Annotated in this window: 17 protein-coding genes; 13 read left to right on the top strand and 4 right to left on the bottom strand. The window is 38.5% G+C overall.

The window, feature by feature from the left end; all coding sequences use genetic code 11:
* Window positions 1-51 precede the first annotated feature (51 nt).
* Entirely contained in the window at window positions 52-1,335 is a 1,284-nt protein-coding gene (locus QA584_RS19740; RefSeq protein WP_278270824.1) for a sensor histidine kinase, read from the bottom strand.
* Window positions 1,332-2,021 carry a response regulator transcription factor gene (locus QA584_RS19735; protein ID WP_278270823.1) on the bottom strand — a complete coding sequence of 230 codons (690 nt, stop codon included), beginning with the start codon at window positions 2,019-2,021 and terminating at the stop codon, window positions 1,332-1,334. The genes QA584_RS19740 and QA584_RS19735 overlap by 4 nt, the downstream gene beginning before the upstream one ends.
* 190 nt (window positions 2,022-2,211) lie before the next feature.
* Between QA584_RS19735 and QA584_RS19730 the strand changes: the two genes are divergently transcribed.
* The 4 genes from QA584_RS19730 (at window position 2,212) to QA584_RS19715 (ending at window position 7,648) form a co-directional block, all read left to right on the top strand.
* Complete coding sequence (locus QA584_RS19730) at window positions 2,212-3,810, top strand: amidohydrolase family protein (RefSeq protein WP_278270822.1); 1,599 nt, start codon at window positions 2,212-2,214, stop codon at window positions 3,808-3,810.
* A 327-nt stretch (window positions 3,811-4,137) separates the two neighbouring features.
* A complete protein-coding gene (locus tag QA584_RS19725; protein WP_278270821.1) occupies window positions 4,138-5,085 on the top strand; it encodes an NAD(P)-dependent oxidoreductase in 948 nt (315 codons plus the stop codon).
* Between the two features lie 214 nt (window positions 5,086-5,299).
* A complete protein-coding gene (locus tag QA584_RS19720; RefSeq protein ID WP_278270820.1) occupies window positions 5,300-6,061 on the top strand; it encodes a Fic family protein in 762 nt (253 codons plus the stop codon).
* A gap of 252 nt (window positions 6,062-6,313) precedes the next feature.
* Entirely contained in the window at window positions 6,314-7,648 is a 1,335-nt protein-coding gene (locus QA584_RS19715) for an FAD-binding oxidoreductase (RefSeq protein WP_278270819.1), read from the top strand.
* Window positions 7,649-7,858: 210 nt separating this feature from the next.
* On the opposite strand, the gene QA584_RS19710 is transcribed toward QA584_RS19715, so the two are convergent.
* A complete protein-coding gene (locus tag QA584_RS19710) occupies window positions 7,859-8,611 on the bottom strand; it encodes a helix-turn-helix transcriptional regulator (protein WP_278270818.1) in 753 nt (250 codons plus the stop codon).
* A 143-nt stretch (window positions 8,612-8,754) separates the two neighbouring features.
* On the opposite strand from QA584_RS19710, the gene QA584_RS19705 reads away from it, so the two are divergent.
* The 5 genes from QA584_RS19705 (at window position 8,755) to QA584_RS19685 (ending at window position 15,429) form a co-directional block, all read left to right on the top strand.
* Window positions 8,755-10,128 (top strand): glycoside hydrolase family 1 protein, encoded by a 1,374-nt coding sequence (locus tag QA584_RS19705; protein ID WP_278270817.1) that lies wholly within the window; start codon window positions 8,755-8,757, stop codon window positions 10,126-10,128.
* 21 nt (window positions 10,129-10,149) lie between these two features.
* Window positions 10,150-11,073 carry an ROK family protein gene (locus QA584_RS19700; RefSeq protein ID WP_278270816.1) on the top strand — a complete coding sequence of 308 codons (924 nt, stop codon included), beginning with the start codon at window positions 10,150-10,152 and terminating at the stop codon, window positions 11,071-11,073.
* Window positions 11,074-11,425: 352 nt separating this feature from the next.
* Window positions 11,426-11,716 carry a hypothetical protein gene (locus QA584_RS19695; protein WP_278270815.1) on the top strand — a complete coding sequence of 97 codons (291 nt, stop codon included), beginning with the start codon at window positions 11,426-11,428 and terminating at the stop codon, window positions 11,714-11,716.
* 170 nt (window positions 11,717-11,886) lie between these two features.
* Entirely contained in the window at window positions 11,887-14,331 is a 2,445-nt protein-coding gene (locus tag QA584_RS19690; RefSeq protein WP_278270814.1) for a heavy metal translocating P-type ATPase, read from the top strand.
* Window positions 14,332-14,640: 309 nt separating this feature from the next.
* Window positions 14,641-15,429 carry a hypothetical protein gene (locus tag QA584_RS19685; protein WP_278270813.1) on the top strand — a complete coding sequence of 263 codons (789 nt, stop codon included), beginning with the start codon at window positions 14,641-14,643 and terminating at the stop codon, window positions 15,427-15,429.
* Between the two features lie 138 nt (window positions 15,430-15,567).
* Here QA584_RS19685 and QA584_RS19680 read toward each other — a convergent pair whose 3' ends face one another.
* On the bottom strand, window positions 15,568-15,822 hold the full coding sequence (locus QA584_RS19680) for a hypothetical protein (protein ID WP_278270812.1): 255 nt from the start codon (window positions 15,820-15,822) through the stop codon (window positions 15,568-15,570).
* Window positions 15,823-16,070: 248 nt separating this feature from the next.
* Here QA584_RS19680 and QA584_RS19675 point away from each other — a divergent pair, with 248 nt between their 5' ends.
* The 4 genes from QA584_RS19675 (at window position 16,071) to QA584_RS19660 (ending at window position 22,569) form a co-directional block, all read left to right on the top strand.
* On the top strand, window positions 16,071-18,239 hold the full coding sequence (locus QA584_RS19675) for a DNA topoisomerase III (RefSeq protein WP_278270811.1): 2,169 nt from the start codon (window positions 16,071-16,073) through the stop codon (window positions 18,237-18,239).
* A gap of 111 nt (window positions 18,240-18,350) precedes the next feature.
* Window positions 18,351-18,884 (top strand): GNAT family N-acetyltransferase, encoded by a 534-nt coding sequence (locus QA584_RS19670; RefSeq protein WP_278270810.1) that lies wholly within the window; start codon window positions 18,351-18,353, stop codon window positions 18,882-18,884.
* 540 nt (window positions 18,885-19,424) lie between these two features.
* Window positions 19,425-20,183, top strand: coding sequence for an ABC transporter ATP-binding protein (locus QA584_RS19665; RefSeq protein WP_278270809.1), 759 nt, complete (start codon window positions 19,425-19,427; stop codon window positions 20,181-20,183).
* 1 nt (window position 20,184) lies between these two features.
* Window positions 20,185-22,569: an ABC transporter permease gene (locus tag QA584_RS19660; protein WP_278270808.1), complete on the top strand. Its 2,385-nt coding sequence runs from the start codon at window positions 20,185-20,187 to the stop codon at window positions 22,567-22,569.
* The last annotated feature ends 76 nt before the right edge of the window (window positions 22,570-22,645 follow it).

The following is a 22,645-nucleotide window of genomic DNA, read 5'->3' as shown; positions in this document are numbered from 1 at the left end:
AAGGAAGATTGAGTATGGCTATTATTAGCAAAAGAGGTTTCAATCAACTACTTAGGATATGGGAAGTTCAAGGAAAATGCTAAGTCCAGAGAAAGGATTGTTTTCAGCCCATATTCTGCCTTCATGAGATTCAATAATTTCTTTGCATATAGATAGACCTAAGCCTGCTACGTTCCGGCTATCATCAGAGGTGAAAAAGGGTTCAAAAATATAACTTAGAATATCTTTTGGAACGCCCATACCGTTATCCGAAATCTGAAACAGAACTTTCTTATTTATTTGCGAACATTTCACAGAAATTGCAGGATTTTCAGTGCCTCCAAAATGTTTCATACTGTTGCCGATGATATTACTGAAAACCCTGCGGATTTTTGAAAGATCCGCTAAGATATTTACCGGTCCGCACTCATTTATTATAAGAAAGTGTATTCCCGTACTTTCCATATCATCCTTATAATCCTCTCGAATCAATTGAATTAGTTTGTCCACGGACAATTTCTGCTTACTGAAAGAAGGCTGGAGATTGAAACTCAGATAATCATCAAACTCGCCTATCAGAGTTTTTATAACCTCTGCTTTTTCATATATTGTATCAATGTAGCTCATTTTACGGTCTTCAGACAGCTTTCCGCTCTTGAGTCGTTCGGTATAACCCATTACTGAGGTAAGGGGAGTTTTAATGTCGTGAGAAATAGAAGCGATGATACGGCTTTGTTTTTGCTTTTCCTCACTTAAATTGTTAGCTAATTGCACAAAACTATGCTGCAGCTTTCCAATTTCATCCACTCTTTTGATAGGCTCGGGTACGTTTCCCGTAGTATACTCTTTTATGGATTTCTGTAATTTTTCAATTGGTTTAACATACTGGAGATACAGTACAATCGTTACCGTCAATAGGATGCAAAATAGAATTACTATTTCTGCTTCTAATAGTATACGGATAAGAGGTATATCATATCCATTCTGAATAGACAAAGATTTAGTGACCCTCAGCAGGTAGATCTCTCCGGATAAATGAACGATTACCGTTGATCTGATAAAAAGCGAAGCGTCCTGAGAATTCTTTGTTTCAAAAACTACGTTATCATCTAAGGACTGTAGCTTGATGTCGTAGCCCTTTTTTTTAGAGAGCTGAGTTAAATAGTCCTGATAATCCCCAGAGGTACTTACTTCCTTTGATATTTTCTGCATATCTTGATCTAGTGCTGCTTGTCTTTCATCAAAATGAGTAGAAACCCTAGTTGAAATGAAAAGATTATAATACAGCATCAGTCCGAGTATATTGACGAGTAATGCAATCAGTACTGTGAAGGCCAATTTATAACGCATACTCATAAGCTCTGCCTCTGGGGCATTACCAATTTGTATCCGACCCCCCATACCGTTTTTAAATATTCATTATTTGGATCGAGCTTGGAACGTAAGTTTTTAATATTTACCGCGACGGTACCGATATCGCCGTAATCAGGACCCCATACTTCGTTAAAAATCTGCTCCTTGGAAAGAACCTGTCCAGAATTTTCAATAAAATAACATAGAATTTGAAACTCCCGGTGCGTAAGCTCAACAGGCTGCCGGTTTTTATATACTTCGTAACGTTCCTTATTAATCGTAATAGTATCAAATTCCAGGGTAGTTCCTTTTGCTTTTTCTGTTTCACGATGTTCTCGCCGGATATGAGCTTTCACTCGTGCAACCAGTTCTTCTACTTTAAATGGCTTTGAAATATAGTCATCAGCACCCATTTCTAATCCTATTAGTGTATCAACCATTCTGCTTTTAGCGGTCAAAAAGAGGAGTGGGCAGGAAACCTTATCGCGGATTTTTCGGCAGAGTGTTAGTCCATCCATCTTTGGCATCATAATATCTAAAATAATTAACTCAAACTCGGTATCGTTAATTAGTTTTAAAGCAGATTCGCCATTATATAAGAGGGTGGCATGAAAACCCTCATCCTCTAAAGCATCTGCTATCAGACGAGCAATAGCGGTGTCATCATCTACAATTAGTATATTCTTCATATTTGATACCTCACTTTAATTCTTTTCATGCAATTATAACACAGATAAATTATAGAGTAATACAAAATAAATTAAGAATTATTAAGATGCCTTTTCTTAATAATTCTTAATTTTAATCCCCTTACCACTTAATTTTTGAGTAATAGTATAGAATGCAACAAATAATAAAATTGGTAAAGGAGATAATACGATGAAGCAAAGAAATATTTTAAAGACGATTGGTTTTGCACTATTATTAGTGCTTTTGTTCGGTGTTATTCTAGTGCTGATGATCAGCAGCAGGGAGCGATGGTTTGCTTATCTGATTCTGGCGGTCTGTATTGGCTGGCTCATTTTCATAAGAAGTACGAAATTCTGGCGTGGCTTTAGAGTCCCCCTCTGTTGGTTATTAGCGCTAGCTGTTGCCTGGACCGGTCTCTTTGCCGGTCAGCCTTCAATGAATATTCAGCCTTATATCCCGCAGAAATTGGAACAGCCCAGCGCTTCCTATCAGCTCTTGCTGAATAACTTAACGATAGTGGATACGAGAACGGGTAATCTTACTTCTAATATGAGCATTCTGTGCGAAAATGGAAAAATCAAGGACATTGCAGCTGCTGGTACAATCAAAGCGGACAAAGATGCAAAAATCATTGACGCAACCGGAACGTATGTCGTTCCAGGGTATCTGAACATGCATATGCATGTGGTTGGGGAGGAGTATACGAAGGAATCGATGGCTCTTCTGCTTGCCAATGGTGTAACCGGATTCAGACAGATGAGCGGTTCCGTCGAACTTTTAAAGGAATGGAGATCCGGTGCCTTTACCAGCTCTTTGGAAGAACCGGCACTGCTTACCATGCCTGGCGATATCATGACACCCATGAATGCATTAACGCCGGAGATTGCTGCGGAATTAGTCCGCCAGCAGCAGGCTGCTGGGGCTGCTTTTATAAAAGTTGGTGGTGTTTCACCAGATGTGTTTCAGGCCATTCAGGCAGAGGCGAACAAACTCGGTATTCCGGTTGAGGGGCATGTGCTTCCCGATATGGACTTAAAAGAGGTTTCAAAAAATGGCTTTCACAGTGTAGAACACTTTGGCATCAACTTCGGCGCTCTGATATCCTGCTCAACAGATGAGAAAGCCTTAAGAGCCCAGACAACAGGGGTTCCTGCCAAATTATTTGAAAATCCAATCTTCGTACAGTTTATGAAGATCAGGGGGCTTCAGCATTTTGTGAACGAGCAATTCATAAAGTGGGGTACTAAGACTTCAGGAGGAGAAAAAGATGAAACACAGCTAAAGCATATCATTAACACTTATAGTGAAGAAAAGGCAAAAGAGCTTGCCGATGTCTATGTCCAATATAATACATGGCAATGCCCGACTATGGTGCGTATGTATACCGGTCTGTTTGGCGGGAGCAGCGAGGCCACAGCACAGCAGCTCTATGATTTATATTTAAGTCTTGTCAGGACCTACGATCTGGAAGGTGTTAAAATGATGGCTGGGACCGATGGAAGCGAAGGTGATGCTATTCACAAGGAATTTGACGAGCTTGAGAAGGCAGGCATCTCACCGCTTCATGTTCTTCAGATGACTACCCTTAATGGAGCTGAGTTTCTGGGGCGTCTTCAGGATATGGGTACGGTAGAAACTGGCAAGGCTGCTGATTTAGTACTACTGGATGCAAATCCCATCGAGAGTGTTGGGAATCTTCACAAGATTAATGCTGTTATCCGAGCAGGTTCCTATCACAGCAAGGAAGAACTAGACTCTATAAAAGAAAAATATTCAATTGAAAAATAGAGAAGTTAATGGGTAATACCACTCTACTAAATAGGTATATCGGTATAAAGAAAGGCTATTCTTCATGCGAAACTATAATTTCATAAAGAGATAGTGAGGATATTAAATAAATAATAGCATCAAGTTAGGACCCTTTTTAAATTCAAGGTAACACATAAGTGAAATACTTGACTATATGATGAGGATTGAGTATATTAAAACAAGGAGTAATATATGAAAATCTGAGATCTTTACCCAATATATAGCTTTTAAGCTGTGGGTTTCTAATTGAAAACCACAAATGAATTTTATTTGAAATAGGGCAGAGGCATGAAAGGTGGTTTAATAATGAAAATTCTTATAGTCGGTTATTTTACCCAGGTTTCTAAATCTAATATTACTAATCATTTCCCAAAAGACTGGGATATAGTAATTGTTCCTCCAGGAGAAGAAATGCGAAAGCATATTGAAGATTGCCAGGTAATCATTCCGGAACATATTAAAGTGGATGACAACCTGCTGTCAAAAGCAAAAAATTTAAGACTGGTACAGACAGGTGCAGGATATGATAATGTAGATATTAAGGCCTGCACGCAACAAGACATATGGGTGGCTAATGCGTCAGGAGTGAATGCACAGGCAGTAGCCGAGCACGTAATGGCATTGATCTTATCTTATTATAAAAACATACCCTTTCTTGATGCTTTCATGAAAAACCGGATAGATGAAAGTAAACTAGATTATATAGGAAGTGAGTTAGCAGGTAAAACAATTGGAATTGTAGGCTTTGGCGCTATCGGTAAAAAAGTAGCTGAGTTTTGCAGGGTTTTTGATATGAATGTGCTGGCTTATGCCAGAAAAGCTGTTGCACAATCTGACGGTTTTGTGAAAATGACGGATTTTGATAATCTTGTAAGTGAGTCAGACATAGTAACAGTACATGCATCCTTAAATCCACAAACCAAACAACTGATTGACAAAGAGGTATTCAAGAAAATGAAGAATACCGCACTTTTTATTAATACAGCCCGGGGTGGAATTGTCAATGAAAAAGACTTAATAGATGCTTTAAAAAATGGAGATATTTCAGGAGCATGCCTGGATGTGTTTGAATCTGAACCACTTTCAACCGACAGTGAACTTCGGAATCTGCGTAATGTGATACTTACTCCCCATACGGCAGGTATGCCTGACGGTCTAAAATTTCATAAAAAAAGATATGATTTCTTTGTAAATAATATAAGACGTGTAGAGAATGGCCAAGAGCCTGAAAACAAGCTCAATCAGGTAGTATAGTTATTAATTAAGCGGCTGCAAACTTAGGGGGGTACCTTTTTTGACCATTTTAATATTATTATTACCGGGCTGGTTTACAGGTGGTGGTATAGCCTGCTACATAAGAAATAAGATAAAATGTAATCTTACTATTTATAATTAGTATGGTATAATGGATCATAAAGTAAGTAAAAATTTGTTAGCAAACTACTACAACGCGAAATGAGGTGAAATCTTGGACTTTAACAGAATATTAGAAAAACAAAAAGTATATCAAAATGGAAAGAATACACTTCATGAAGTGACTGTTGAATCTTATAATGATGCGTTTGAAGTGGAATTTACACATAATTCTACTGCAATCGAAGGAAATACCCTTACACTCATGGAAACGAAAGTAGTATTGGAAGATGGCATTTCCATTGGTGGAAAAGCGATTAGAGAAATATATGAAGTTGTAAATCATAAAAAAGCCTTCCGATATGTGAAGCAATGCAGCAAAGAAGGACTTCTATTGAATGAACAAATAGTAAAAGATATTCATGCGATTGTCATGGAGAATATCATAGTCGGTGGGATATATCGAAATGAAGAAGTTGTTATTAGCGGTGCTAGTCATATACCACCTGCTAAAAATGAAATGTATGTTCAGATAAAGAACTTCTTCGCAGATTTAGTTTATAAAAAAGATATGAATCCAATTGAGTTGGCAGCCTGGACCCATGCGGAATTTGTTCGAATTCATCCCTTTCAAGATGGCAACGGCAGGACATCCAGACTGATTATGAATTATCAACTGCTAAGCTGTGGTTTCTTACCAATTTCTATAGCAAAAGAAAACAGACTGGATTATTACAATGCATTAGATAAATATGCAGCGGAGGGTATCTTGGAAGATTTTACTAATATGCTGATGGAATTAGAAGAGATACAGCTTGATAAATATATTTCTATTATATCAGAACAAAGTAAAGCGCAGCAAATCCAGCAAAAGTAAGTCAGACCTTACGGACGTACCTACAGGCGGAACAGGGCTTGGTCTTGACTTTGTGGTAAATAAATGGAAAGTCTTAATTTAAACTTGATGGAGAAGAGTATTTATTTGGACTTGTGCACCAGCCCCCATGATAAAAGCTGTTAATAGGTGTCGAAGGAAGCGAGAGAATATAGAATTATGTAACATAATGTTGACAGACGAATAATATATCAAGTACCATTTTATTTTTGAGTAAATCGAGAAGGTGACAATATGATATCTTATGACAGTCTTACCGGAACCCTGGTGACACCATGCAATCCTGCTTATAAAGAAGCAAGGCTGATGTGGAACAGGGCAATAGAAAAATTTCCGGGAGCCATAGTATTTTGTGGAACCATAGATGATATAATAAATGCAATTAAGTGGGCACGCCATAACTGTGTTCCATTTCGTGTACGCAATGGCAGGCATAATTATGAGGGGTATTCTACAGGCAACGGTGTGCTTGTAATTGATGTGAGCAAGCTGGTGGGTTTAGATATGGACAGTAGCAGTGTAGCTGCACAAGGTGGAGTGAACAACAGCATGATATATGATTTGGTATCGCCTCAGGGGTATCCTTTTCCAGGAGGCTCTTGCCCAACGGTAGGAGTAGCCGGCTATGCAATGGGAGGAGGTTCCGGACCGATGAGCCGTTTATTGGGTCTTGGGTGCGACAGTCTTGAAGCTGTTGAGCTGGTAAATGCGGACGGACAGTTAATTACGGCAAGCAGGGAAAAAAATCCTAAGTTATATTGGGCGCTGAAAGGTGCAGGAGATGGCAATTTTGGAGTAGCTGTGAGAACCATATTCCGATTGCCGAAAAAAGTTGAATGTGTAACGCTGGCAGCTCTGTACTATCCAAATACTGATGCATCAGCACAGATACGCTTCATCCGTACATGGCAGAGATGGCTCAGTCGTTCGGACGAACGTATCACTTTACAGGCACCTGTCTATCATGATCAGGCAGAAGGATATGCCATATTTGCCCGCGGCATTTATTTTGGTTCTAAACTTCAGGCGGAGCAAGCGTTGGAATTACTGACCAATTTACCTGGATGTGAAGCTAGCTTTAAAGAGATGACTATTTACGAGGCTATTAAAGCAATTGAAGATACGATTCCGGCTTCGGAGAAATTCAAGTCCTCAGGGCGGTTTATTGGAAGACCACTGAGAGTAGAGGAAATAGAGAGAATGGTAAATATGATGCGGAACTATCCGGAAGGATCCATATTTACCGGCTTAACCTTGTATGCATTAGGCGGTCAAGTGTCGAAAATTGCTCCCCAAGAGTCGGCGTTCTTCTATCGGTATTCCCCTTTTGTGGTGGGCTTGCAGTCAATCTGGGCAGAGGATAAGTATGCAAAGTTAAATACAGAATGGGTGCAGAGCCGTCTTAACTATATTAATAGAGTTACAGTTGGTTCCTATGTGAATTTTCCCAGTAGTGACCTGGTAGATTACGAACGGGCATATTGGGGGGATAATGCAGCAAAGCTGCGTAGTGTGAAACAGATGTATGACCCTTACAATATATTTAGATTTCCACAAAGCATACGTTAAATAAGGAAATTTTCTTAAGGTTCTATGGCAGTTACAATGTCTTTAATAATAGATACAAACCCATAGTAACTGTCATAATGAATCATTTCACTGATGTTTTTAGCAACACTTATATAGCATTTTTACGTTGAGAAAGTAGGAGCATTATATACCGGGAGGTGCCGCAGCGCCTCCTCAAAAAATGGTGGCTTGGTCTTGAATGCTATCCCTTCAATTATCTTTTAGAGGAATAAAGAGATTATGGTTTGTCAAATATTCCTTTGGACTACATGAGCAAATCTGATGGAACACCTTTGAAAAATAGGATAAACTGTTGTACCCCAGCATTTCTGAAATCTCTGAAATTGAATAATCGGTATCCCGAAGCAGATTTTTTGCCTCACTTATTTTTTTATCTCTGATATAATGAGACAGTGAAACACCGGTCTCTGTCTTAAATAATGCAGACAGATAGTTAGGATGTACCTTAAGAGCAAGTGAAACATCCTTAAGACTACAGGCTTCATAAATATGCTGGTTTATAAAGTTGATGGCTCTGCGAATAGTCAGGGAATATTTTCCTTCTCTTCCAAGACCGACCAGTTTTATATAATGATTTATTATCTCTGAAAATACCTCATTCCAATTATTTTTATCAACCCGGGTTTCAATCTCATTAATATAGTAATCACTGAGAGCATAGCAACGCTCATCATCTGCACCTAGATCAGCAGCATAACGGCATATAACAGCAACTAAGCAGATTAAACTATTCTTTATTCCCCGAAGGGGCTGTACTGCAAGGGGAAAGTCGTTCATGGCATCCACAGAAAATTGCAGGTCTTTCATTAGAACGTCGGTCGGCTGTATCTGGGATCCTTGCAAAAAGGCTGTAATCACCTTATGTTCATCTGCCCGGGAATAGTGGCCATAACCGGATATCAGCATGTGTTTGACTGCTTCTTCAGCCTGTTTCCTGCTCATAAAATCACCTCACAATAGTTATAAAAACCTTAAAATATTACAACTATAATAACACTAATTTGATACAATAACAATACAAGTAGTTTCACTACTAGCTGTAACTTATTGCTAAATTCATACAAATTAGAGAAGGAGATGGTATAGTGGGTGTATTTAAAAAAGATTTTATGTGGGGTGGTTCTGTATCCAGTATGCAGACAGAGGGTGCGTGGAATGAGGGAGGAAAAGGCCTTACCACTTATGATGCACAAGGTATAACAAAATACGGTTCAGATTGGAAGACAGCGATTGATTTTTATCATCGCTACAAGGAAGATATTGCGCTGTTTGCAGGGATGGGTTTTTCCGCGTATCGTTTCTCTCTTAGCTGGGCACGGATACTACCAGATGGAGAAGGTGAGGTTAATGAAGAAGGTCTGCTTTTTTATGAAAAGGTTATCGATGAGCTTTTAAAGTATAAGATCGAACCGGTGGTATGTCTTCATCATTTTGATTTGCCATTGGCTTTGTTTAATAAATACGGCGGCTGGAACGGCCGTCAGACCCTGGAAGGTTATAAAAAGTATGTAGAAACAGTTATAAAGCGCTTTGGAACAAAGGTAAAATACTATATCCCCTTTAACGAACAAAATGCTGCTTCTCTTGTAGCCTTGTTCCAACTTCCTCCTAATACTCCTGAGAAAGAAAAGAGATTGGTTCAGGCAGCTAGTATTCACCATATGTTTTTGGCATCCGCTTCTGTATATCACCTTGCACGTCAATATGCGCCACATGCGAAAGTAGGTGGAATGGTTAATTTTATGCCTATTTATCCGGCCACCTGCAGGCCAGAGGATATCTTGGCAGCACAGAAGGCCTGCCGCAGCTACAACTACCAGACGCTGGATGTGTTTGCGAACGGAGAATATCCAAGCGATTTACTGAATGAATGGGAAAGTGAAGGCATTACTCCGCAATTTTTAGAGGGAGACCTGGATTATCTTAAGGCAGCCAAGATGGATTTTCTGGCCCATAGCTACTATATGTCGTTAACGATAAAAGCAGAAGAAGATAGTAATGGCACATCAGTTTTAATGAGAGCTTTTCAGAATCCACCGAAAAACGAATATTTGGAACAGACCGAGTGGGGATGGACCATTGATCCGATTGGACTTAGACTGACTGTAAAGGAAATATATGAACGTTATCATCTGCCGGTATTCACAATTGAGTGCGGAATCGGAGTAGATGAAAAACTGAATGAAAATAATACGGTGGAAGACGATTATCGTATTAACTATTTCAAAGAGCATATCAATCAGTTAAAACTTGCTGTCACTGAGGATGGAGTTGATCTCATGGGCTTTTTAACCTGGGGACCAATTGATATACTTAGTTCACAGGGAGAAATGAAAAAACGCTATGGTTTTATCTATGTGAACCGCACAGACACGGATTTAAAAGATATGGCTAGATATAAAAAGAAAAGTTATGACTGGTTTAAAAAGGTAATCACAAGCAATGGTGGGGTATTGTAAGTAATCTGAGGAGGTAGCAAAATGGATAAGCTGATTTTTGATATTGGGGCTACAAATACAAAATTTGCATTAATGAGTGTGGAAGGAAAGATTATAGCAAAGGAAGTGATTCCGACAAATTATAGTTCTGTAGATACTTTCTTTGACAATATGGTAAAGCTTGTTGAAAAGTACCGTGCCCATGGAGATGAGATTGCTGTCAGCACCAATGGACGAATGTGCCCGGATGGTAACACTTATCGGGCTTATACGGTTAAAATAATGCAAGGGGTGAACTTAAAAGAAGAACTGGAAGCACGGACAGGTTTGCCGGTCACTGTTATAAACGATGGCTTTTCTGCCGCACTTGGTGAATGGTGGAAAGGGGCCGGTCAGAGTAGGAATAACCTGATGGTCATCGTCTTAGGAAGCGGTATGGGTGGTGGATTAATACTAAATGGAAAGTTATATCAGGGGACCAGGCTAAATGCAGCCATGCTTTTTGGTATGATGAGTACCTATGGTAGTGGAAGGTATGAAGTTTCCGGAGTTACAACCACCTTTGCCCTCCTTTTATATCAGTTGTCTGCAATAAAGCATATTCCTATGGATGAGATGACGGGTCAGCATTTCTTTGACTTGGTGGAACTAGGTGATCCCGTTGCGCTGGGAATGCTTGATACATATTGTGAGAGCATCGCAGGAATTATCTACAATTCAGCATTATTATTGGATCTTGATTGTACCATAGTAACAGGGGGGTTATCGGAACAGCCAATACTGATAAAAACCATTGACCTTAAATTAAAGGAAATACCGGAAAAAATGCTTCAGGGTCAAACAGCGAGTATTTTAGAAATGGCAGCCTTTGACAGAAAAGACTTCCAGGTTACATTAACAAAAGGCAGTCTCGCTCTTGATGCAAACATATATGGAGCATTGTATTATATGTTAAACAAAGAATAAAATAAGAAGCAAAAGCAGACAAACTACAAAGAACAGCCCAGCCATTAACGCTAAGATGTATGCTGAAAAAACGTAACTTATCTGTTCAGGCAAACGGATTAAAGGAAATTGAATGTCAGGTGCATCAAGATGAATAGTCTTGATGCATTTTTTTTACAGGATAGTTCTCTGAACTATTCTGTAAAATAGAAAGCACTCCGAGCTCAAAACCCCAACAGTAGTAAAAGGGACATATTAAAATCTATCTAGGCTCATTGGGAAAAGAAACAATATATAAAATCTTCATTCAATCTTCATATTAGTATACTATGATAGGAATCATCAACAGAATTAAATCATAGGAGGTAATAGAATGAATTTTATCAAAGATAGAAAAAAACATAACAATACAGGACATAGCCCCATGAAGCATATGCTTCATATGGTCCTTTGCTGCGGACTGCCAATTCTTATCGTGTTTTCATTACCGTTTGTAGCCAGATTCAGTCCGGCAGCAGCAGGTTTATTAGGGGTTATAGCTCCATTTATTTGTCCGATTATGATGGGCGGAATGATGTTTATGATGGCCAGGAGTGGTAAACGCAGCTGCTGTGAGGAATCAAAAACGGAGTCAAATCATAACTTACCCCAAAACAATGAATAGATTAGCTAACCCTGAAAAACTTCTGCCTTATATAGGCGGGAGTTTTTTTAGTTTGCCTTGTAAAAGTAATAATAATCAGACTTGACAAATGGGAGATTTGACAATATAATTTTCATATACCCCACGGGGGTGGGGAGATAACAGATTAAAGATGAATAAAGGAGGAAAACATGGAAAATAAGTCCATTCAAATACAGGGGATGACTTGTGCTTCCTGCGCGATGACCGTTGAAAAGGCAACAAAGAAGCTGGAAGGTGTCTTTGAAGCTAATGTTAATTTCGCAACTGAAAAATTGAATATCAGTTATGATGAAGCAAAGATATCTGTAGGAGATATTCAGTCTGCCGTTGAAAAAGCCGGATATAGGGCAGTGTCTGATTCTATAAGGAAAACGTTTAAGCTTCAGGGAATGACCTGTGCTTCCTGTGCTAAAACAATAGAAAGAGTAACCGGGAAGATAGAGGGGGTAGCAGAAGCGAATGTAAATTTTGCAACTGAAAAATTAAACATAAGCTATGATCCTGCTAAAGTGAAAATCTCCGATATTAAAAGTGCCATAGCGAAAGCTGGATATCAGGCAATCGATGATGAAGCTGTCGTTGATGCTGACAAGGAGAGAAAAGAAAGAGAAAGAAAAGTATTATGGAGAAGATTTGTTATCTCGGGCATATTTACTTTACCGCTTTTATATATGGCGATGGGTCATATGCTTATGTTTCCTCTTCCTGGCATTGTGCATCCGGAAATGAATCCTCTGAATTTTGCTATCGCACAGCTGATTTTAGTAATTCCTTCGATAATTGCCGGTTATAAATTCTATACAGTCGGCTTTTCTTCATTATTTAGAAGAAGCCCCAATATGGATTCCCTGATTGCAATCGGTACGTCGGCAGCATTTTTGTATGGAATATATGCAATCCTGCAGATTAGCGGCGGTAATAAAGAGTATGTTGATGATTTGTATTTTGAAGCAGCAGGTGTAATCATAACCCTTATAATGCTGGGAAAATATCTGGAAACAGTTACAAAAGGCAAAACCTCGGAAGCGATTAAAAAACTGATGGGTCTTGCACCTAAAACAGCAATTGTAATCAGGGACGGTAAAGAGGAAGAGATTCCTATCGAGGAAGTAGAAGCAGGAGATATTATAGTAGTAAAACCCGGAGAAAAAATGCCGGTAGACGGAGTAGTCGTTGAGGGAACCACATCTGTTGATGAATCCATGCTGACCGGCGAAAGTATCCCAGTAGAAAAAAATCCCGGTAATACTATCATTGGTGCAAGTATGAATAAAAACGGAAGTATAAAATACAGAGCTACCAAAGTTGGCAAAGATACAGCCCTGGCCCAAATTATTAAATTAGTTGAGGATGCCCAGGGTTCAAAAGCTCCCATAGCTAAGATGGCAGATATTATATCCGGTTATTTTGTACCGATTGTTATCTTACTCTCATTGATTTCATCCTTATCCTGGTATTTCTTTGGAGGAGAATCCGTAGTATTTGCTGTTACAATTTTTATTTCGGTTCTAGTAATTGCCTGCCCTTGTGCTCTGGGGCTTGCTACTCCTACGGCAATCATGGTTGGAACAGGAAAGGGTGCGGAACATGGTGTTTTGATTAAGAGTGGTGTTGCACTGGAGACTACCCATAAAATACAAACCATAGTTTTTGATAAGACTGGTACTATTACGGAGGGTAAACCTAAAGTAACAGATATTATTACTAATGACATTTCACAAGACGAATTACTGCAGTTGGCAGCTTCTGCGGAAAAGGGCTCAGAACATCCTCTGGGAGAAGCTATTGTAAAAGGAGCGGAGGAAAGAGATTTATCTTTTATAAAACCGGATTCTTTTAAGGCAATCCCTGGTCATGGTATAGAAGTAATGATTAATAATAAGAATGTATTGGCGGGAAACCAGAAACTTATGAAAGAACGTAATATTTCCTTAGAAAAACTGGAAGATACTTCAGATTTATTAGCCAGTGAAGGTAAAACGCCAATGTATATAGCAATTGATAATAAGATTGCCGGTATCATAGCGGTAGCGGATACTGTTAAAACGAATAGTAAAAAAGCCATTGACCGCTTGCATCGTATGGGTATTGAAGTCGCCATGATAACCGGTGATAATAAAAGGACTGCAGAAGCAATTGCAAGACAGGTAGGTATTGATCGTATATTGGCAGATGTTTTGCCTCAGGACAAAGCAAATGAAGTAAAAAAACTACAGGCGGAAGGTAAAAAAGTAGCTATGGTAGGCGACGGTATCAATGATGCACCGGCATTAGCACAGGCTGATATTGGTATCGCAATTGGTTCGGGAACTGATGTTGCCATGGAATCAGCAGATATTGTATTAATGAGAAGCGATTTAATGGATGTTCCGACAGCAATACAACTTTCTAAGAGTACCATTCGTAATATTAAGCAGAATTTATTCTGGGCTTTCGGCTATAATACGTTAGGAATACCGGTGGCCATGGGTCTTCTGCATTTATTTGGAGGACCACTGCTAAATCCCATGATTGCCGCTGCGGCAATGAGTCTTAGTTCCGTATCCGTTCTGATGAATGCTTTAAGGTTGAAAGGCTTTAAGCCAATTCAATAACTTTTCAGACCATGATAAAAGTTCAATTTGGGCACCAGCGCGCGGTTGGCTAGAAAATAGTTCAATCAAAGATAAGAATATTAAAGGCAGAAATTGCTATTTATTTTTAATAATGCGAATCAAGATTACAAGGTAATAAAAAATAATCCATATTCATTGTTCTATCAAGCCTTAAACGCAGGATATTGGTATTCCTAAGATTAAATAAGGGATTTTCTTGACATTTCCATAATCTGTCTTATAATACTAGGGTGAGCAAGAACTAAGGAATAATGACTTTGCCCATAAATATAAACTTAGGAGGTCATTATGAAACGCAACCCCTTTCCAGGAAAATCCCTTTATCTTTTACTATTATTCGTATTTTTGTTTACTCTAAATGCCTGCGGACAAAACAGCACCAGCACTGAGGCAACAGCAGATACCTCACCTGCACCAAGTGAGTCAGTTACTGAGAATTCTGTCAAACCAACGGAGCCTGTTTCGCCCCAGACATCGGAGGAATTGTCTTCTGCTAGTAACGATGAAGCTACTGCTGACAATGATGAATCAGCAGCATATAATGAGGCAATTGCAGCATACGATGATTTCTTAGCAGGTAGTGCAGATGCACAAGATCCCAAACAGGAGATAAGTGATGGAGTTGTTACCCTAAAGGATATCTCTTTGGAACCAGATTTTAAGACCTACTATGCCTTATTTGATATGAACGGGGATGGAATACCGGAACTTCATCTGCGTCCGATTGCAGGCGGCAGTTATGCTATTTTTACATATCAGGATGGTAAAATAGTATTATGGCACAATGGACCGGATTATGAATCACCGCTGAATAACGGAGCAATCTTGTACGAACGTGATGGTGCAGCACCGACTCACATAAATTATTATTATCTGGTTTTAGACTCCGAGGGTAATGAAGTCTCAAGAGTAAATTTCTCAAAATATCACAGTGTTGATGAAAGTGGTATGACGGAAAGTACGGATTATGATGTATTTATGCTTGAAGATAAAGAAGTATCCGAAGATGAATGGAATTCAGCGACCAAAGAATATCTATCGAATTCATCTGACTTAATTGAGTGGAAAGAATTATAAGGAAAAAACTAATGTTTACACAAAGACTAAATTACCTTGGAACTATAAGAATTATTTATTCTTCCCAGGTAATTTAGTCTTTGATTTGCATTAGTCCTTTTTTACCATACGAGAGCGAATGATGCTTCTCCTTTTCTCCTATTGCTTCTCAATTTTATTCTTTCTTATATAACTAATTATTTTACTCATATCTTCTGGTGCGAGCTTTTTCAAATTTTTCCCCTGTTGGTAAAAATAAAACCGCCCGCCATCCTGATATAGAAAAACACGTTCATCCAATGTCTGCTTTGGCAATGCATTATCATCAGTAGTCAATTCAGAGTAAGTACCATTGGATAGCGGAAAGTTTATAATATAGTATTGATTATATTTTCCCTCGTCAAAAGGCACCAATCATTGTTTGAAACCTCCTCAGTTTCATAACTAGTCTTTACTGGAATTAATATTTTTGTGGGGATACAGACCCTTGGTCTTTGAACATTTCTGTGTTATGATTAATAGCAGATCTTTAATACACAGGTGACAGGAATTTATTCTTAATTCATCTGCACATGAAACTACATTATATTGATGTAGGTGGAGGTTTTAAATCCTCAGAATTTGCCCTGTAAAGATAAAGAAACAGACTAAAAGGAGTTAACATGAAATCATTAGTAATTGCTGAAAAGCCCTCTGTGGGCAGAGATATAGCAAGAGTTCTAAAATGTAATAAAAACTTAAACGGTGCCTTAGAGGGGGATAAGTACATTGTTACCTGGGGGCTTGGACATCTGGTTACCTTAGCGGATCCGGAGATGTACGATGAAAAATATAAAGAATGGAAAATGGAACATCTTCCTATGCTGCCCCAGAAATTTGAATTGGTGGTAATAAAGCAGACCGGCAAGCAGTATCAGGTGGTAAAAACACAGCTTCATCGCAAGGATGTAGCTGATATTATCATAGCTACGGATGCCGGCCGTGAAGGCGAGCTGGTAGCAAGATGGATACTGGAAAAATCCAATAACAAAAAGCCGGTTAAGAGATTATGGATTTCTTCTGTTACCGATAAAGCAATTAGAGAAGGCTTTGCCCACTTAAAAGAAGGAAAAGAATATGAGAATCTATACCAGGCGGCAGTTGCCAGAGCAGAAGCAGACTGGATTGTGGGTATGAATGCCACCAGAGCTCTTACCTGCAAATACAATGCCAGCCTTTCCTGTGGACGTGTACAGACTCCTACCCTTGCAATGATAGCAAAAAGAGAAGAAGATATCAGAAAATTTAAGCCAGTTCCTTATTACGGATTAATTGGGAAAGTGAATGGGATGACCCTGACCTGGAAAGACCAAAAATCCCAGAATAGTACTATTTATGATAAATTAAAAGCAGAAGAACTGTTAAAAACTTTAAAAGGGAAGAAGGGACTGGTAACAGATTTTAGTTCTGCTATGAAAAAATCCTATTCACCTGGATTATATGATTTAACGGAGCTTCAAAGAGATGCCAATGTACGGTTTGATTTTTCGGCAAAAGAAACGCTGAATATCATGCAGCGTTTGTATGAAAACCATAAAGTCTTAACCTATCCCAGAACAGATTCCAGATACCTGACTACGGATATTGTAAGCACCTTAAAAGAGAGGGTGGAAGCAATCAGTACGGGCCCCTATAAAAAACTGGCTGGTATGTTATTAAGAAAACCAATTGTTACAAACTCATCCTTTGTAGATAATCAGAAGGTAAGTGACCATCACGCAATTATACCCACAGAACAATATGTATGCCTTGAGAATATGAGTACGGATGAGAGGAAAATTTATGATTTGGTGGTTAGAAGATTCCTTGCAGTTCTTTATCCGCCTTATGAATATGAGGAAGCTACAATAAAAGTACAGGTAGAAAAAGAAGAATTTGTTGTAAAGGGTAAAATCACAAAGGTCTTAGGATATAAGGAAGTATACGACAATTCCGGGGACGAAGAAAAAGAAATCGAAAGATTACCAAAAGTAAATAAAAATGAAGTCCTAAGTAATATTGAGTTTATCCTTACAGAAGGAAAAACAAAACCACCGGCTCCTTTTAACGAAGCAAGCCTTTTATCTGCCATGGAAAACCCAGTTAGCTTTCTGGAACAAAAAGATAAAGAAATGGTTAAAACCCTGGGAGAGACAGGCGGTTTGGGAACAGTTGCAACCAGGGCTGATATTATAGAGAAGCTTTTTAACTCTTTTCTTATGGAAAAGAGGGGAAAAGATATCTTTATCACCTCTAAGGGGAAGCAGTTACTGGAATTAGTACCGGAAGACCTTAAAAAACCTGAATTAACAGCATCCTTAGAGATGAAATTGGCCAAAATAGCCAAAGGAAATCTAAAGAAACAGGATCTGATGAATGAGATGATATCTTATACAAAAGAGATTGTAGCTGTAATTAAAGATAATGATGGCAAATTCAGGCATGATAATCTGACGAATAAGAAATGTCCGGTTTGTGGTAAAAATATGCTGGCAGTTAACGGTAAAAACAGTAAAATGTTAGTGTGCCAGGACCGTGAATGCGGACACCGGGAGACCATAGCCAGAACCAGTAATGCCAGATGTCCGGTATGCCATAAGAAGATGGAGTTAACCGGTCAGGGGGAGAATCAGGTGTTTTCCTGCTCCTGCGGACATAAGGAAAAGCTGGCAGCTTTCCAGGAAAGACGCAAAAAGGAAGGTGCCGGTGTCAGCAAAAAGGATGTTGCAAAGTATATGAGTCAGGTTAAGAATGAAGAAAAGGAACCCATTAATACTGCATTTGCAGATGCTTTTGCCAAGATAAAGCTGTAACCTAAAGTATAGGTAGAGCGATCTTTTGACACTTGACTCTAGATTAGTAATATAAATATATATAAGAGTACAATTGTCAAAATAATATTATGAATTTAAAGGGGAAATAATTTGAAAGAAATTATAACAGAGCGTTTAGTAATACGTAGGTTTTTAGAAAATGACGGCGAGGATTTATATGAGTACTTGTCCATTCCCAAAGTACTGGAATTTGAACCATATAAGCCATTCTCAAAAGAAGAATCTTATGAAGAAGCAAAAAGAAGGGTAAGTGACGAGAGATTTCTGGCTGTATGCTTAAAAGACGGAAAAGTCATAGGCAACTTTTATTTTGCATCGGGAAAATTTGAAACCTGGGAGGTTGGTTATGTTTTCAATGAGAAGTACTGGGGAAACGGGTATGCCTCCGAGGGTTTGCTTGCGCTTATAAAATATGGGTTTGATGAACTTGGTATCAGAAGGATTATTGCTAGGTGCGACCCTAAAAACCCTAATTCGTGGAAATTGCTTGAGCGAGTTGGAATGAGAAGGGAAGGAACATTACTTCAAAATGTATATTTCTTCACTGATGAGGAAGGGAATCCTATTTGGAAAGATACATATCAATATGCTATTCTGAAATCCGAGTTTATGAAACGTTACTAGTAAATAGGATATCTGGATAAAATAAGGATACCAGATACCCAAGTATTGCAAGTAATCTTAGCGCTGCTAATGCAGATTTTACGTATAGACAATATATGTGATACAGTGGTTCCATTCATATAAATGTCAGAATTTAATAAAGCTTTAACGGTCCAGACTGACTGGCAAACACGGACAAGCCTTAGAAACTAATAATTTCTAGGGCTTTTTTATTTTTCAGCAAAATTCTTTAACATCTAATAAAATAAAAAAAGAACCTGTAGGATGCGTATGCAAGAGTCTGGCGAGCCTCTTTGTTCTTGCCTAAATCCCTTAGAAGATTAAAGTAATAATAAATTTGATGCATCAACAATGTACGTTTTGGTTTCGTTACATTTGTCATATCGGAAAATGACGTTCTTCACTTACCATGAAAAGGAAAATGAAATACACTGTGAAAGAAATCATTGTTAGCCGTAGTTTTATAGGGAGGAGTTTATAGGGCTGATAAGTAAGAGGACAATTACTGTAACAATAACAAAAAGGAGAGATAGTAAAAGAATGGCAAATATTATTTTAAAGACCAATAAACTAAACAAAAGTTTTAAATCAGGGACCCAGGAACAGCAGGTATTAAAAAATCTGGATATTGAATTCTATGAAAGAGATTTTACAGTTATTATGGGTTCCTCCGGTGCGGGTAAATCCACCTTACTTTACGCTTTATCCGGTATGGACAGACCGACCAGCGGTGCTATACGCTTTTTTGACGCTGAAATAGCGAATCTGAATAATGACAAGCTAGCGGTATTTCGCAGGCAAAACTGCGGTTTTGTCTTTCAGCAAATGTTTTTGCTTGATAACATGAGCATTTTAGATAATATTTTAGCAAGCGGTCTTTTAGTAAGCGGGGATAAAAAGGCTATTGCTGCAAATGCGAAAGAATTACTGAAAAAGGTTGGTTTAACAGAAATGATCTGGAGAAAATTCCCCACTCAGCTCTCCGGTGGTGAAAATCAGCGTGCCGCTATTGTCCGTGCCTTAATCAACAAACCAAGGGTGGTTTTTGCTGATGAACCAACCGGAGCCTTAAATTCTGCTTCGGGAAATGCGGTACTGGATGTTTTGACGGATATCAATAGCGCTGGTCAAAGTATTATCATGGTTACCCATGATCTTCGTTCAGCCAGACGGGGTAACCGGATTATATATATAAAAGACGGTGTAATTGGTGGAGAATGTAACTTGGGTAACTATGTGAGCGGTGATAAAGTACGGCATGAAAAACTCCAGTCCTTCCTTACAGAAATGGGGTGGTAATGTGAATAAATTATGGATGCATGCAATTGCAAATATTCGAAAAACAAAATCAGCCTCCGCAACCTTGGTCATCATGTTTGTCATAGCAGCACTTTTACTAAATGCAGGTCTTTTAGTCGTTATTAACTACGGCAGCTTTTTTGAGAATCTGAAAAAAGAACTCAATCCCTCTAATGTGTATTTTGCCTTACCGGATAAAATATATAACGATGAAGTGAAAACTTATATGGATAATAATACTCATATAAAGGAAACCCAAACAAATGAAGGACTATTACTTAATTCCAATATTTTATCCAAAGGCAAAGAAAGATCCTATCAGATTATGTTTGGCAATATGGATGAAAAAAGAGAACTAAGTAAATGGAAATTTGTTGGTGAACATTTACCCGCTGACGACATGTCTGTTTATCTTCCTGATATTTTTAAGGCTGTAAGCGGCTATCAGTTAAATGATAAAATTGAACTTAAGTACACAGATGAAGTAACAAAAGAAGTAAAGTCCCTTCTCTTTACTGTAAAAGGGTATACCGAGGACATCTATTTTAGTTCCACCGACACGGGCTATATTAGCTTTTATCTGCCGGAAGACACCTACCAAAAGGTGAAAGCCATACTAAATAAACCGGAAAATCTAATTCATGTGGTATTTGCAAATGTTGATGATGTGAAAAATGTATCTGCAATAGAAAGCGGTATCCGTGAAATACTAAATCTAAATTCTGCTTCTTTAATGGCGGCAGACCCATCCACCATGATGGTGGTCATTGACCTTGAACTAATCCAATTATCAAGGTGCCTTATGGCAACCATGGTTTCTGCCATGATGGTTATGTTTGCTTTAATTATCGTGATTGTATGCTTATTGGTTGTTCGGTTTAGAATTGTTAACAGCATTGAAGAAGATATTATGAAGATTGGTTCCTTAAAGTCAATTGGTTATACCAGCAGGCAGATTATCCTATCAGTTATATTACAGTTTTCCTTGATAGCAGGCATTGGCAGCATAATAGGAATAGCTCTTTCTTACCCGACACTGCCGGCAGTCTCTGCGGTCTTTGAACAACAATCTGGTTTGAAGTGGGAACAAGGCTTTGATGCCAGCGTCAGTGGAGCAGCATTCTGCATATTGCTGTTGATTGTCATATTGATTGCATTTTTGGCTGCGCATCGTATCGGTAAGTTAAATCCGATTTATGCCTTACGTGGTGAAACCACTGTCCGCAAATATAAAAGAAACCATATGCAGCTTGAAAAAGCAGGCAGTAATCTACCCCTTGCCCTGGCATTTAAGTCTGTGTTACAAAGCATGAAGCAAAATGTGATGATTATTGTGATTCTTACCGCAGTAACCTTTAGCGGAGTATTCGGTGTGATAATGTATTATAATACAACGGTTGATACCAAAGCATTTGCAGAGGTTCCAGGTATGGAAATCTGTAACGCCATTGCTGTGTTAAATCCTGAAAAGGATCAAAGAGAAGCGGTAAAAACCATCGAGGGCATGGAACATGTTTGGAAAGTACAGTATTTAGATGAAGTGAAAGTAAATGTCGAGGGTATGGAAGTTATTACGTATGTAATGGACAATTATGATAAAAAAGAGACTAAGTTAGTCTACGAAGGGCGGTATCCTGAAAATAAAAATGAAATCTCTCTCGCCGGAATATTAGCCGAAAGACTGGATAAAACAATAGGCGATACCGTCACAGTACGTTTTGGCGAAAAGGAAGAACCCTTTAAAGTGGTGGGATTATCAAATGGTTCACAGATGGGAGGTCTTAACACCTCCATTCTAGCAAAAGATTATGAACGGCTTAATTCTAGTTATAAGCATCAGTCTTTATATATTTATTTAGAAAAAGGAACAGATGCCGAAAAATTTGTAAAAATGTTAGAGAGTAAATTTGATAAAAGTATGTTACTGACTGCTGTTAATTTTGATAAGGGAATGGCAGAGGGGATGGCATCATATCAAGGAATCGTTGCTGCTATGGGGATTGCAATGCTTGTCGTTACCTTATTTGTAGTATCCTTGGTCTTATATTTTGTCATCAGTTCCTCTGTAATTCGTAAAAAGAAGGAGCTTGGCATCCAAAAAGCGATTGGTTTTACTACGTATCAATTGATGAATCAGCTTTCCATCAGCTTTACAATTCCAATCATAATCGGAGTGGTAATCGGAACACTTCTAGGTGCATTTTATACAAATCCCATGATGTCTATTTCCATGAAAAGCGCAGGTATTATGAAGGCTGGATTCCTTGTGGATCAGTATTGGGTCATTGCTTTTGGCATTGGGGTTATTATATTCTCCTATCTTTTGTCCCTGCTGATTACCTGGAGAATCCGTAAAATTTCAGCTTATGCATTAGTTACAGAATAAAAATGATAAGCTTCTTCTGCTCACCTAAATAAAAGGGAACAAATGAAATTAAGTAACCGATTATTTTTGTGAGCAG

Origin of the sequence: Anaerocolumna sp. AGMB13025, assembly GCF_029689925.1 — a bacterium.
Lineage (GTDB): Bacteria > Bacillota > Clostridia > Lachnospirales > Lachnospiraceae > Anaerocolumna.
The sequence above is the reverse complement of the archived record's forward strand: the minus strand, read 5'-3'. Positions and strand labels throughout refer to the sequence as shown.